A 13,885-nucleotide genomic window follows, 5' to 3' on the forward strand; every position below is an offset into this window, starting at 1 on the left:
TGCGTCTGCCAAGATTTTACCGAAGCCATTACAGTCTTCAGTTTTGAATCGGAAGGCAGTCGATCTTCTGGCGCTTCAACTGCTCGCACGCCTTTTGGGCGGAAGCTGAATTCGTGAACCCTGCAAAGCGCACACGATAGACCTTGCGGCGTTTTTCAGCAGGCGAAATAACTGCTTTCAGTCCCGAAGCCACCTTGTCGACTGCGGCGCGCAGTTCTGTTTGAAGCTTCTGCGCACCCGCGAGCGTTGGTGGCGCGCCGAGCTGGATCGCCCACACCACGCCGGAATTAGGCGCAAGTGAAGAACCGCCGTCACCCTGTTCGATCTGGGAATCATCGATCAAACTGGCCACCGGATCGGCTTGTGAACTATCGGCCGGGGCCGGCTGCGGCTTCACCGCGGCCACCATTTCTTTTCCGGTGTCCACGCTCTCCCCGCTGTAACGCGTCAGCAGCTTCGCCATCTGATCGTCGCGCTGGCGCGCCGACCCGGCGCCCAGCACCACGCCAACCAGTTGCTTGTCGTTGATGATCGCAGATGAGACAAGGTTATAGCCCGATACATCCGTATAGCCGGTCTTGATGCCATCTACACCCTGGTAACGGTACATCAGATTGTTGTGGCCGTTCAGCACTCTGTTCCGGAAAGTGACAGAACGCTGTGAAAACAGCTCATACTGCTGCGGAAAATCACGGCGCAACGCCATGCCCAGCACGGCCATGTCCCGAGCAGTCGTGAGCTGCGTCATCTTCGCCGTGAGCCCGGAAGGATTGACGAAGAACGTGCTTTTCATACCGAGTTGACGAGCACGGTTCGTCATCAATCGGCCAAATGCCGCTTCCGACCCTGCCATATGTTCGCCCAGCACGGTGGCCGCGTCATTGGCGGAAATGACGATCATGCCGTTGATTGCATCGCGCACCGTGATCGTCTCGCCGGGCTTCAAATAGAGTTTCATGCGAACCTTGGCCGCCGCATTTTTCGAAACCGGCATTGCATCGTCCCAATGCAGCCTGCCGGTATTCAAAGCTTCGAAGGCAAGATAGAGCGTCATCATCTTTGCCAGCGAAGCAGGCGCGCGCTGCACATTCGCATCATCCTGACCGAGAATTTGTCCGCTCTGGGCGTCGAATACGACCCATGAGGTGCTCGCCATTGCGGCAGACGCGCAAAAAACCCCAAGGCCAAGCGCAAAGGATGCGATGAACCGCGACAAACGGCCAGACAATTTCAGCATAAATGGCTCGTAGGATTGTGAACGACAGGAGGGGGAATGGAGGCGAATTGCGGCTCAAAAAAGACACGATGTCGCCCAGGATTTCAGTCACTCCCGAATTTAAGTTCGCGAGGTCATTTTCTGCCGGTCGAACAGTTCCAGTAGCGCCAGGGTAAATACCAGGCCATATCCGGATTCAGCGTTTCAGGCACGGGGTCGAGCCCATGCGTGCCGCCCGGTCCGCAGCGCATGACGCGGAACAACCCCATCCACCCGCCGGTCCAAAGGCCGTGGCGGGCGATGGCCTCATAGGCATATTCCGAGCAGGTAGGCAGATGCCGGCAGGAATTGCCGATGAAACCCGACAACGTCAGTTGGTAAAGCCGCACCAGCGCCGTTCCGAACAGGCGGCCCGGGGTCTTACGCCACGAACCGTCGAAATTGCGGCTATAGCGCTTGCGGGGGGCCGCCACGGTGTCGTGCGAATGCGTATCCTTTCCGCACATGGCTCAGGCCGCCGCATTCTTCTTCTCGATCTGCTCGATGCAATCGACGACCGCATCGAAGGTCAGCAGGGTGGAGGCATGGCGCGCCTTGTAGTCGCGCACCGGTTCGAGAAATTTCAGATCCTCAAAACGCCCATGCGGCGGTGCGCCGTTTTCCTTCAGCATGCGCAGCATGATTTCACGCACGGCTTTCAATTCGTCCGCCGTCGCGCCGATCACATGGCGCGCCATGACGGAGGACGAAGCCTGCCCGAGGGCGCAGGCTTTCACCTCATGGGCGAAATCGACCACTACGCCATCCCGCATCATCAGATCGACGGTGACGGTCGATCCGCACAGCTTGGAATGGGCCGTTGCGCTTGCATCCGGCGCATCGAGACGCCCCATTCGCTGAATGTTTCCGGCAAATTCCAATATCCGGGCGTTGTAGATTTCGTCGATCATGAGGCGGACCCTTTGCGCAGACAGCCTGAATTTCACGCACATGCGCTAAATATTGTCGCTGCGGAGCTCTTTGAATATGCAAATTTCAATCTATATAATATGTAACCTGTGAGCGCCAAGGCCGAACCGCCTTTGCACGCGCCAGAGAACCGGACGGAGCCCCAAACGGACCGTTCGCCATCAATACACCGCCCGCTCATGAAAGCGCATCGTTGTATTGTCCGTTTAACTCGTCTCCTCCTCGAAGGAGACTACGGGAGATACTGATGGACGCTATTTTGAACCTCCGCGGAACTCTCGCACGCCCGGCCAAATCGGTTGTGCGTCCGACTCAGAAAGAAGCGGAAGCCGCCGTGCGCACGCTTCTGCTCTGGGCTGGAGACGATCCGGATCGCGAGGGCCTGCTCGACACGCCGAAACGCGTGGTGAAATCCTATAAGGAACTTTTCTCCGGCTACAACGAATCTCCTGAAGAGGTGCTCGGCACCACTTTCGAGGAAGTTTCGGGCTTCAACGACGCCGTTCTGGTGAAAGATATCGAATTCCACTCACATTGCGAGCATCACATGTTGCCCGTCGTCGGCAAGGCCCACATTGCCTATTTGCCGGACGGCAAGGTCGTCGGCCTGTCCAAGATTGCCCGTCTCGTGGATATCTTTGCCCGTCGCCTGCAGACGCAGGAAAGCATAACGGCGCAGATTGCGGACGCGATGGACACCATTTTGCGCCCGCGCGGGGTCGCCGTGATGATCGAGGCTGATCACATGTGTATGTCGATGCGCGGCATCCGCAAGCAGGGATCGACCACGATCACCACGACCTTCAGGGGCGCATATCAGGAAGACATCAACGAGCAGGTGCGCTTCATGACCATGGTACGGCACGGCTGACCGCATATGGCGGCTGGGCGGGAGGATAATTTTCCCCTGCCCGGCCCCTTGTTTGTTTCAAGATCTGCCGGCGGCCAAAGGTGCATAAATGACGTCCCCATTTCCACAACCCTACGCCAGCAAGGCCGAGAACGAGGAAGGCGCGATCTTTGCTCCGCGTTTCGATGCCTCTGGCCTTGTCACTGCTGTCGTCACCGATGCGAGCGACGGTGAGTTGCTCATGGTCGCCCATATGAACGCGCACGCGTTGCGCCTGACGCTCGAAACCGGCATAGCGCATTACTGGTCGCGTTCGCGCGGCGAGCTGTGGAAGAAGGGCGAAACCTCCGGAAATCTCCAGACAGTGGTCGAAATCCGCACCGATTGCGACCAGGATGCCGTATGGCTCAAGGTGAATGTTGCCGGCCATGGCGCGACCTGCCACACGGGCCGACGCTCCTGCTTCTACCGTGTCGTGTCGCTGGAAAACGGCCAGGCCGTGCTGCTCAAAGATAAACAGGAGCCGCATGTCCATCTCTCTTCGGCCGATCAAAAGATCGTATAAAGATAGGCTTGGCCATTTTTCTGCGACATTTATTCCTTCGATACCTTATTTTCATAACATCATCATCGTTCGATGAGGAGTATTTGGTGTGCTCGAGTGGGTTTCGCGGAAAAATCGTGCGGTTTCGGAAAGCGGCGGCGCAGGAAGTGGTGTGCGGAATGGCGACATGAAGGATGGGGCTTCCCCGCCTGAGGAACCTGTTGAGATCCAGAGCGAGCGCAAGACCCCCATCGCATTGGCTCTTGGCGGCGGCGCCGCTCGCGGCTGGACCCATATCGGCGTGCTCAGGGCTCTCGATGAGGCGGGCATTGAGATATCCATGATCGCCGGCACCTCCATAGGTGCACTGGTAGGCGGCTGCTATCTCGCGGGAAAGCTGGATGAGCTTGAAGAATTCGCGCGCGGACTGACCCGGCGTCGCATGTTCAATCTCCTCGACATCACATTGCGCGGCAGCGGCCTTTTCGGCGGCATGAAGCTGGACGGACGCCTGCGCGAACATCTGGAAGGCGTGACCTTCGCCGACCTGAGCAAGCCTTTCACAGCCGTCTGCACCGAATTGCGCACGGGCCACGAGATATGGCTTTCCAACGGTTCGCTGGTAACGGCGATGCGGGCGTCCTATGCCCTGCCGGGCGTGTTCGAACCGGTGCGCATCGGCAGCCGGCTTCTAGTCGATGGCGCATTGGTCAATCCGGTTCCGGTCTCGGTATGCCGGGCCAACGAGCAGCCGCTCGTGCTTGCCGTCAACCTGCACTACGACCAATTCGGCCGTGCCGCGGTGGTCAAACATATCAGCCAGCAGCAGGAACAACTGCTGAATGCGGATATGGGCCGCGGCGGTGACGCCCGGATGGGACGTGAGACGCGCATCGGCATCACAGGCGTGATGATGGAAGCCTTCAATATTATCCAGGACCGGATTTCGCGCGCCCGCATGGCTGGCGATCCGCCCGACATTTCGCTCCTGCCAACAGTCGGCCATATCGGCCTCACCGAATTTCATCGTGCCGACGAGGCCATCGCCATGGGCTATCGGGAGACGATGAAGCATTTGAACGATATCAAGCGGCTGCAGAAGGTGCTGGTGTAGTTCACGCGGAGAGCAAAAGCGAAACATGCCGGCGCAGGGTTACACCCCGGCCATGCGACGGTCATCTTCTCCCTCTCCGGCAGCTTCAATAAAAAGACTCTTTAAACCCGACATTGGGCTTGTTTCCCCCAAACCGATTTGCTACATGCCGCGAGCCGATGAGTTCGGCTCTACCACGTGCGGTCGTGGCGGAATTGGTAGACGCGCAGCGTTGAGGTCGCTGTGGGGCAACCCGTGGAAGTTCGAGTCTTCTCGACCGCACCAACAACCCTGCTTCGGCAGGGTTTTTTGTTTTTAAATCAGCAGTTTGAATTTTTATGTGTCCTACATCATATCCATGCGCGGGACAGGTCGGCTCGCCGGATGCGCTGTTCATTGCTTCGAACACTCGCTCCATCCCTATGACATCGCCCTTGATCCGGTGGGCTTCCGTCCGCATTTTCATGTCCTGTCTGGAAGTTCGGCGGCAAAAGGTCCATATGGGACGATCATGACCACAAGCTACCCCATTGGCACAGCCCCTAGCTCTTCAACTGGCGATTTGCCACCTTCTCAGACAGGCGAGCGCAGGGAGCGTTCCGCCCTTCCCGCCACATTCCTTCCCGCAAACGATTCGCCGCCGGTGGAATGGCTCGTCGCCGATGGGTTGACCGATTATCCCGCGGCCCTCGCCTTCATGGAATCACGCGTTGCAGCAATTCGCGAGGGAAGCGCGCCGGAACTCGTCTGGCTCGTCGAGCACCCGCCGCTCTATACGGCCGGTACCAGCGCCAGGGCGAGCGACCTGCTCGCGCCCGACCGGTTTCCTGTCTTCCAGACGGGACGCGGCGGCGAATATACCTATCACGGCCCCGGCCAGCGCGTGGCCTATGTCATGCTCGATTTGAAGCGCCGCCACGAGGATGTCCGCGCCTTCGTCACCTCACTCGAGGAATGGATCATCCGCACACTGGCCGAGTTCAACGTCAGGGGCGAGCGGCGGGAGGATCGCGTCGGCGTCTGGGTCACGCGTCCGGAAAAGCCGCGCCTTGCGGATGGCTCGCCTGCGGAAGACAAGATTGCCGCCATAGGCATCAGGCTGCGGCGCTGGGTGAGTTTTCACGGCATCGCCATCAATGTCGAGCCGGAACTCGCCCATTTCGGGGGTATCGTGCCCTGCGGCGTGAGCGAGCACGGCGTCACCAGCCTTGTCGATCTTGGGCTGCCGCTGACGATGCCGGATCTCGATCTTGCGCTTGCCAAGGCATTTCAGAGCGTCTTCGGCCCTATCGCCCCGAATAATTGCCCAAATAATTGAATGGGCGGCTGATCATTCGAATTCCATGATCACGGCATCAACGGCGAGGCTTTCGCCCTTTTTGGCGTTGATCGCGGATACGACCAGGTCACGCTCGGCGCGCAGAACATTTTCCATCTTCATCGCTTCCACGACCGCCAGCGTTTCACCCGCCTTGACCTCCTGCCCCGTAGCGACATTGATCGAGACAACGAGGCCCGGCATGGGGCAAAGCAGCATTTTCGATGTGTCCGGCGGCGCTTTCATCGGCATCAGCCTGTCGAGTTCAGCGACCCGGGGCGACATGGCGCGCGAAATGACCGACATGCCCATCCAGTCTATACGCACACCGTTGAGCACTGGCCTGATCTGGGCATTCACGGCACGCTCGCCGATCAGCCCGCTCCAGATCATCTCACCCGGCTTCCAGTCGCTGCGCAAAGCCATGGTCTTCCCGCCGATATTCATGACAAAATGGGCCGGAGGCTTTGCCTTTGCCTCATGAAGCACAATCGGGAAATAGCGCTCGCCGATCCTGACCTCCCATTGCGCGCTGACTTTGCCGGAATGCGGCCGCAGCCGGTCCGCGAAATGGTCCAGGCGATGCTTGCGAGCGAGCTCGGCGGCCAGCGTTATCGCGGCCAGAACCTCCAGATCGCTTTCATCGGGGATGACCGGCTGAAAACCGTCAGGAAACTCTTCCGCGATGAACGCCGTCGAAAGCCGCCCCTCGCGCCAGCGCGGGTGCTGCATAAGCGCGGAGAGGAACGGGATATTGTGCGCGACACCGTCGACGACGAAAGTGTCGAGCGCATCGGCCATCGCGTCGATCGCCTCCATCCGTGTCGGGGCCCATGTGCAAAGCTTGGCCACCATGGGATCGTAGAACATCGAGATTTCAGAGCCTTCCACCACGCCGGTGTCATTGCGGATGATGGCCTTGCCCTGAAGTCCCTCGGCGGGCGGGCGATAACGCGTCAGCCTTCCCGTGGAAGGCAGGAAATTACGGTAGGGATCCTCGGCATAGAGGCGGCTTTCGATCGCCCAGCCCTTCAGTTCGATATCCGCCTGGTTGAGCGCCAGCTTCTCGCCGCTGGCGATGCGGATCATCTGCGCGACCAGATCGATGCCGGTAATCAACTCGGTCACGGGATGCTCGACCTGCAACCGGGTATTCATCTCCAGGAAATAGAAATTGCGGTCCTTGTCGACGATGAATTCGACCGTGCCGGCGCTCTGATAATCGACCGCCTTTGCCAGCGCCACCGCCTGTTCGCCCATGGCGCGCCGCGTTGCCTCGTCCAGGAAAGGCGACGGCGCTTCCTCGACGATCTTCTGGTTGCGCCGCTGGATAGAGCATTCTCGCTCGCCCAGATAAAGGCAATTGCCATAGGCGTCGGCCAGGACTTGAATTTCGATATGGCGCGGCTCGACAATGAACTTCTCGATGAACACGCGATCGTCGCCGAAGGAATTCTTCGCCTCCGAACGCGCCCGTTCGAAGCCGTCGCGGACCTCGGAGGCATCCCACGCGATGCGCATGCCCTTGCCGCCGCCGCCCGCCGAAGCCTTGATCATGACGGGATAGCCGATATCGCCGGCGATGCGCTCGGCATGGGCGGCATCCATGATCACGTCGAGCGATCCCGGAACTGTGCTCACCTTTGCCGCTTTGGCGAACTTCTTCGATTCGATCTTGTCGCCCATCGCGACGATGGCTCGAGGCTTCGGCCCGATGAAGACGATACTCTCCCGTTCCAGTGCCTCACAGAAGGAAGCGCGCTCGGAAAGAAAGCCATACCCCGGATGCACGGCCTCGGCGCCTGTTTCTCGGCAGGCCTGGATGATCTTTTCGGCGACGAGATAGCTCTCGGATGCCGTGGACGGACCGATATGCACGGCCTCATCAGCCATTTCGACATGCAATGCGTCCCGGTCGGCATCGGAAAAGACAGCGACTGTCGCAATCCCCATCCTGCGCGCGGTCTTGATCACGCGGCAGGCAATTTCCCCGCGATTTGCGATCAGTATTTTCTTGAACATCCGGCCGTCTCCTCCCTCCTCGTCATACAGCAAAATCATGCGATGCCGGAAGAGCATCAGGCGAGTGTTTTCGCCTCCTGCGTTCTACTGCGCTCGCGCATGAACACATAGATGCCGGATCCGGCGATGATGAAAATGCCGAGCCATTTCGACGGCGTCGGAAACTCATTGAAGACGATGAGGCCGATCAGCACCGCCATGACGATCTCGAAATATTGGAACGGCGCCAGAACCGACGCCGGCGCGAGCCGGAAGGCCTGCACCACCAGGAGATGGCCCACCGTGGCGATGGCCCCCATCGCCAGCAGCAGTCCCCAGGACAGCCCGATTGTTGGCAGACCGAACCGCATGTCGGTGTGGCCGAGAATCTCGCCGGCCATGAGCACCAGCGCCGAAAACGCCGTTCCCCCGACACCGGCATAGAATTGCATGACCATCGGACTGTCGGCGACCCCATATTTGCGGTTCATGATGAGATAGACGGCAAAGCACGCCGCCGTGCCGAGCGGCAGCAGCGAAACCCAGCCAAAGAGCTCCCAACTCGGCTGGATGACGATCAGCGTGCCGATGAAGCCAACCACGACGGCTGTAAGGCGCCGCCATCCCACATCTTCCTTGAGGATGAAGGCCGAAAGCAGCGTCAGCAGCAGCGGCTCGACGAAGAAGATGGCAATCGCATCGGCAAGCGGCATGTATTTCACTGCGGCGAAGAAGCAGAGGCTGCCGAGCCCCATCAGTGCGCCGCGGATCAGATTTCCGGTCAGATTATGTGTGCTGAGCCCCTTGATCCCACTCATTCCCAGAATGATGACCAATGTCAGCAGCGACTGGACGAAAAAGCGGGAGAAGGAGATCGTGGCCGGCGGCAGGCTGTCGACGGTGGCGAGCCATTTGCCTATCGCGTCGAGGAGCGGCAGGAACATCATCGCGGTGACCATGACGATCATGCCCCTGACATGCGGCGGCATCACGGAAGGCTGCATCTTTTCCTGCATCAGGGAACCTGCAAATAGGCTGAACGGAGAACTCAAAACCGATTCCATACGCCATTGCCGCCCGCCGCGCCATTGCCGTTTATCGTCATGCGACGACCAGCCATTTGACTTTTCTCGCTTTCTCGCCGTAATTCCTGGTTAAGAATTGGCAAGCAATCCCCGGATATCATGCTAAATGATGGGAACGGAAAGCGAACCTTTGTCGCCTTCGGTGGCGAAGCATGGCACTATCCCGGTGATTCGATTTTACAGTGAAATGGGGCCGATCCGACCATATGGATGACAGTAACGATCTCTTCTCGAGGGTTGTGAACAACGCGCGGGAGCGCCAGGCTGTGCAGGAGACTGCGGAGCCCACTATAGCCGTGCCCCTGGCCACGGGCCTGGCGACGGCAAAGGCGCCCTCGCCCGTTCCGCCGGTCACCACCACGCCTGCTCCACTGCGCGCAGCCCTGCGCGTCGACAATGACGACTATAATGCCTCGGCCATTCGCGTTCTCGAAGGCCTGGAGCCGGTGCGGCTGCGTCCGGGCATGTATATCGGCGGCACGGATGAAAAGGCGCTGCATCATCTGTTCGCCGAAGTCATCGACAATTCCATGGACGAGGCAGTGGCTGGCCACGCCAATTTCATCGAGGTGCATCTCGATGCAGAAGGTTTCCTGACGGTCACGGATAATGGACGCGGCATTCCCGTCGAGAACCATCCCCAGGTGCCGGGAAAATCGACGCTCGAAGTCATCATGACCAAGCTCCATGCCGGCGGTAAGTTCGACGGCAAGGCGTATGAGACATCCGGCGGCCTGCACGGCGTCGGCGTTTCCGTGGTCAACGCGCTTTCGGACGTTCTGGAAGTGGAAGTCGCGCGCGGACGCAAGCTCTACCGCCAGCGCTTTTCGCGCGGCATTCCGCAAGGTGGACTTGAGGAGCTGGGCGAGGTTCATAACCGCCGCGGCACGCGCGTGCGCTTCCATCCCGATCCAGATATTTTCGGCAAGAGCGCGCGGTTCGATCCGGTCCGGCTCTGCCGCATGGCGCGCTCCAAGGCCTATCTGTTCGGCGGCGTCGAAATTCGCTGGAGCTGCGATCCCTCGCTGCTCGATCCCCGGAAAGATACGCCTGAAAAAGCGGTTTTCCATTTTCCCGGCGGCCTGAAGGATTATCTTTCCGCATCGCTCGGCAAGGAATATCAGGTCACACGCGAGATTTTCGCCGGCAAGACCGAAAAAGAGGGCGGGCACGGCGCGGTCGAATGGGCCGTCACCTGGCATGGCGGCGATGGTTTTGTGAATTCCTATTGCAACACCATTCCGACAGCAGAAGGCGGCACGCATGAGGCGGGCCTGCGCATCGCGCTGACGCGCGGGCTGAAAGCCTATGCAGAACTCACCAACAACAAGCGCGCCTCAATTGTTACCACCGACGACGTGATGATCTCAGCCGCCGCCATGATGTCCGTCTTCATCCGTGAGCCGGAATTCGTCGGCCAGACCAAGGACAGGCTGGCGACAACGGAAGCGCAGCGCATCGTCGAGAACGCCATCCGCGATCCCTTCGACCATTGGCTCGCCGCCTCGCCGCAGGAAGCCTCCAAGCTGCTCGACTGGGTGGTCGAGCGCGCCGAGGAGCGCGTGCGCCGACGTCAGGAAAAGGAAGTCACCCGCAAGAGCGCGGTGCGCAAGCTTCGCCTGCCCGGCAAGCTCGCCGATTGCACGCAGAATGCCGCCGCAGGCGCGGAACTCTTCATCGTCGAGGGCGATTCGGCAGGTGGCTCCGCCAAACAGGCGCGTAATCGCGCGACGCAGGCCGTGCTGCCGCTGCGCGGCAAGATCCTGAACGTGGCGAGCGCCGGGCGCGACAAGCTCTCGGCCAACCAGCAGCTCGCCGATCTGATCCAGGCGCTCGGCTGCGGCACGGGTTCGAAATATCGCGAAGAGGATTTGCGCTACGACCGCGTCATCATCATGACCGACGCTGATGTCGATGGCGCGCATATCGCATCGCTGCTCATCACCTTCTTCTATCAGGAGATGACGAACATGATCCGTGGCGGCCATCTCTATCTCGCCGTGCCGCCGCTCTACCGCCTTTCACAGGGAGGCAAGACGGCCTATGCGCGCGACGACGCGCACAAGGACGAATTGCTGAAGACCGAGTTCACCGGCAAGGGGAAAGTCGAGATCGGCCGCTTCAAGGGCCTTGGCGAAATGCGCGCCGAGCAGTTGAAGGAAACGACGATGGACCCGCGCAAGCGCATGCTTCTGCGTGTGGCCCTCACCGAGGAAACCGCATCCCAGACCAAGATCGCCGTCGACGATCTCATGGGGACCAAGCCGGAAGCCCGCTTCCGCTTTATCCAGGAACACGCGGCATTCGTCGAGGAGTTGGATATTTAAGGCAATCGCTGCCCCTTGACCTTCCCACGATTGGAAGCCCTATCTTCCAATCAGTCGAGAAAAAGGAAGGCAAATCATGGCTCAGTGCTGCCACGATCACGGGCACGAACATCACCATCCCGGCAAAGGGGCTGCCGATCAGCCGCTCGCCCGCGATCCCGTTTGCGGGATGAATGTCGATCCCAACGCGGGAAAGCCCACGGCCGAATATGAAGGCAGGGTCTTTCATTTCTGCTCCGCCGGATGCCACAAGAAATTCGAGGCCGATCCTGCGCGCTATGCCAGCGGCGAGCCAAGGCCGCAGGAGCCGGCGAAGCCTGGCACGCTCTACACCTGCCCGATGCATCCGGAGATCGTCCGGGACAAGCCCGGCTCCTGCCCGCTTTGCGGCATGGCGCTCGAGCCCATGGGCGTGCCTACCGGCGATGAGGGTCCCAACCCGGAGCTGGTCGATTTCACTCATCGGCTCTGGATAAGTGCCGCCTGTTCCATCCCGCTTCTCGTCGTGACCATGGGGCCGATGTTCGGCCTGCCGGTCCGCGACTGGATCGGCGAGCGCACTGCCGCCTGGCTCGAACTCATCCTGGCCACGCCGGTCGTTCTCTGGGCTGCCCTGCCGTTCTTCAAGCGCGGCTGGGATTCCGTCGTCAACCGCAGCCCCAACATGTGGACGCTGATATCCATCGGGGTTGGAACCGCCTATGGCTACAGCGTCGTGGCAACGCTCTTCCCCGACATGTTCCCCCATTCCTTCCGCGGCCATGGCGGCTCGGTACCCGTCTATTTCGAGGCGGCGGCGGTCATCGTCGCGCTCGTCTTTCTCGGTCAGGTGCTGGAACTGAAAGCGCGCGAACGCACGGGATCGGCAATCCGCGCGCTCCTCAACCTCGCACCGAACACCGCGCGCCGCATCGCCCGGGATGGTTCTGAGACGGACGTACCGCTCGATAAGGTGCAGGTAGGCGACCGCCTGCGCATTCGCCCGGGCGAGGCTGTTCCCGTCGACGGCGTGGTGGTCGAAGGCCGCTCCTCGATCGATGAATCGATGATCACCGGCGAACCGGTCCCGGTAGAGAAGGTGGCGGACGACAGGATTACCGGCGGCACGCTCAACAGGAATGGTTCGCTCATCATGCGTGCTGAAAAAGTCGGCGCCGAAACCATGTTATCGCAGATCGTCGAGATGGTGGCAAAGGCCCAGCGCTCCCGCGCGCCCATCCAGGGACTTGCCGATGCCGTCGCCTTCTATTTCGTGCCGGCCGTCATTCTCGTCGCCGTCACGGCCTTCGCCACCTGGGCGATATTCGGCCCGGCGCCCAGCATGATCCATGCCATCGTCTCCGCGGTCTCGGTGCTGATCATCGCCTGTCCCTGTGCACTGGGCCTGGCGACGCCGATGTCGGTGATGACCGCCACCGGACGCGGGGCGCAGGCGGGCGTCCTCACCAGGGATGCCGAGGCGCTGGAACGTTTCGCCAAGGTCGATACGATCATCATCGACAAGACGGGCACCCTGACCGAAGGCAGGCCAAAGCTTACCGATGTCATAGCGGCACCGGGTTTTGGCGAAGATGATTTGCTGTCGCTCGCCGCCAGCCTCGAACGGGGCTCGGAGCATCCCTTGGCCGAGGCGATCGTCGAGGGTGCCAACGCACGCGGTATCAAGCTGCAAGACACGAGCGAATTTGATGCCGTCACCGGCAAGGGCGTCAAAGGTCAGATCTCCGGCAAGCTGGTGGCGCTGGGCAATGCCGCGATGATGGAGGATCTCGGCCTCGCCGTCGTTCCCCTGAAAGACCAGGCCGATAAATTGCGCACAGCAGGAAAAACCGCGATGTATGTCGCCATCGACGGCAAGATCGCCGGCCTTGTAGCTGTTGCCGACCCGATCAAGGAGAATGCGGCGGCGGCGATCAGTCAGTTGCACGCGCGCGGCCTGAAGATCATCATGGCGACCGGTGACGAGGAGCGCACGGCAAAGGCAGTCGCGGCGAAGCTCGGCATCGACGAAGTGCGTGCCGGTGTCCTGCCGGAGGGCAAGAAGGCGTTGGTCGATCAGTTGCAGGCAAAAGGCGCGAAGGTCGCGATGGCCGGCGACGGCGTCAACGACGCCCCGGCTCTTGCCGCCGCCTATGTCGGCATCGCCATGGGCACAGGCGCCGATGTGGCCATGGAAAGCGCCGGAATCACGCTGGTAAAGGGCGATCTCAGCGGCATCGTCCGCGCCCGCCATCTGGCGGAAGCAACGATCCGCAACATCAAGCAGAACCTGTTCCTTGCCTTTGTCTACAATGTGCTGGGCGTGCCGATCGCGGCGGGCGTGCTTTATCCCGTCTTCGGTATCCTGCTCTCACCAATGCTCGCGGCGGCGGCCATGAGCCTGTCCTCCGTGTCGGTGATCGCCAACGCCCTGCGCCTTCGCACGCTCAAGCTTTGAGATAGCGGAAGTCCAGCGCGAACGCACTGGACTTCCGCTCGGCAT

11 protein-coding genes and 1 tRNA gene are annotated in these 13,885 nt (G+C 60.5%); 7 read left to right on the forward strand and 5 right to left on the reverse strand.

Annotation, left to right across the window (positions count from 1 at the left end; all coding sequences use genetic code 11):
* Nucleotides 1-37: 37 nt before the first annotated feature.
* From DUT91_RS08795 to DUT91_RS08805, 3 genes are all read right to left on the reverse strand, one after another.
* The gene (locus tag DUT91_RS08795; protein WP_114439987.1) at nucleotides 38-1,237 is read right to left on the reverse strand and encodes a D-alanyl-D-alanine carboxypeptidase; all 1,200 of its coding nucleotides are present in this window, start codon (nucleotides 1,235-1,237) and stop codon (nucleotides 38-40) included.
* Nucleotides 1,238-1,350: 113 nt separating this feature from the next.
* Nucleotides 1,351-1,722 carry a membrane protein insertion efficiency factor YidD gene (gene yidD, locus DUT91_RS08800; protein ID WP_114439988.1) on the reverse strand — a complete coding sequence of 124 codons (372 nt, stop codon included), beginning with the start codon at nucleotides 1,720-1,722 and terminating at the stop codon, nucleotides 1,351-1,353.
* Nucleotides 1,723-1,725: 3 nt separating this feature from the next.
* Nucleotides 1,726-2,166: an iron-sulfur cluster assembly scaffold protein gene (locus tag DUT91_RS08805; protein WP_114439989.1), complete on the reverse strand. Its 441-nt coding sequence runs from the start codon at nucleotides 2,164-2,166 to the stop codon at nucleotides 1,726-1,728.
* Between the two features lie 266 nt (nucleotides 2,167-2,432).
* Between DUT91_RS08805 and folE the strand changes: the two genes are divergently transcribed.
* The 5 genes from folE to lipB all read left to right on the forward strand — a co-directional run bounded on the left by folE (nucleotide 2,433) and on the right by lipB (nucleotide 5,990).
* Complete coding sequence (gene folE / locus DUT91_RS08810) at nucleotides 2,433-3,056, forward strand: GTP cyclohydrolase I FolE (protein WP_114439990.1); 624 nt, start codon at nucleotides 2,433-2,435, stop codon at nucleotides 3,054-3,056.
* Between the two features lie 88 nt (nucleotides 3,057-3,144).
* Nucleotides 3,145-3,600 carry a phosphoribosyl-AMP cyclohydrolase gene (gene hisI, locus DUT91_RS08815; RefSeq protein WP_114439991.1) on the forward strand — a complete coding sequence of 152 codons (456 nt, stop codon included), beginning with the start codon at nucleotides 3,145-3,147 and terminating at the stop codon, nucleotides 3,598-3,600.
* Nucleotides 3,601-3,766: 166 nt separating this feature from the next.
* Nucleotides 3,767-4,693 carry a patatin family protein gene (locus DUT91_RS08820; protein ID WP_425373772.1) on the forward strand — a complete coding sequence of 309 codons (927 nt, stop codon included), beginning with the start codon at nucleotides 3,767-3,769 and terminating at the stop codon, nucleotides 4,691-4,693.
* 179 nt (nucleotides 4,694-4,872) lie between these two features.
* Nucleotides 4,873-4,957 (forward strand) — tRNA-Leu (locus tag DUT91_RS08825).
* Between the two features lie 226 nt (nucleotides 4,958-5,183).
* A complete protein-coding gene (gene lipB / locus DUT91_RS08830) occupies nucleotides 5,184-5,990 on the forward strand; it encodes a lipoyl(octanoyl) transferase LipB (RefSeq protein ID WP_114440191.1) in 807 nt (268 codons plus the stop codon).
* Between the two features lie 12 nt (nucleotides 5,991-6,002).
* On the opposite strand, the gene DUT91_RS08835 is transcribed toward lipB, so the two are convergent.
* Nucleotides 6,003-8,012, reverse strand: coding sequence for an acetyl-CoA carboxylase biotin carboxylase subunit (locus DUT91_RS08835; protein WP_114440192.1), 2,010 nt, complete (start codon nucleotides 8,010-8,012; stop codon nucleotides 6,003-6,005).
* Between the two features lie 56 nt (nucleotides 8,013-8,068).
* Nucleotides 8,069-9,007: a DMT family transporter gene (locus DUT91_RS08840; RefSeq protein WP_245419638.1), complete on the reverse strand. Its 939-nt coding sequence runs from the start codon at nucleotides 9,005-9,007 to the stop codon at nucleotides 8,069-8,071.
* Nucleotides 9,008-9,282: 275 nt separating this feature from the next.
* Here DUT91_RS08840 and parE point away from each other — a divergent pair, with 275 nt between their 5' ends.
* Together parE and DUT91_RS08850 are read left to right on the forward strand one after the other, a co-directional pair.
* On the forward strand, nucleotides 9,283-11,403 hold the full coding sequence (gene parE, locus DUT91_RS08845; protein WP_114439993.1) for a DNA topoisomerase IV subunit B: 2,121 nt from the start codon (nucleotides 9,283-9,285) through the stop codon (nucleotides 11,401-11,403).
* Nucleotides 11,404-11,479: 76 nt separating this feature from the next.
* Nucleotides 11,480-13,840 (forward strand): heavy metal translocating P-type ATPase, encoded by a 2,361-nt coding sequence (locus DUT91_RS08850; RefSeq protein WP_114439994.1) that lies wholly within the window; start codon nucleotides 11,480-11,482, stop codon nucleotides 13,838-13,840.
* Nucleotides 13,841-13,885: the final 45 nt, after the last annotated feature.

Source organism: Paramesorhizobium salinisoli, from assembly GCF_003335045.1.
Taxonomy (GTDB): domain Bacteria; phylum Pseudomonadota; class Alphaproteobacteria; order Rhizobiales; family Rhizobiaceae; genus Paramesorhizobium; species Paramesorhizobium salinisoli.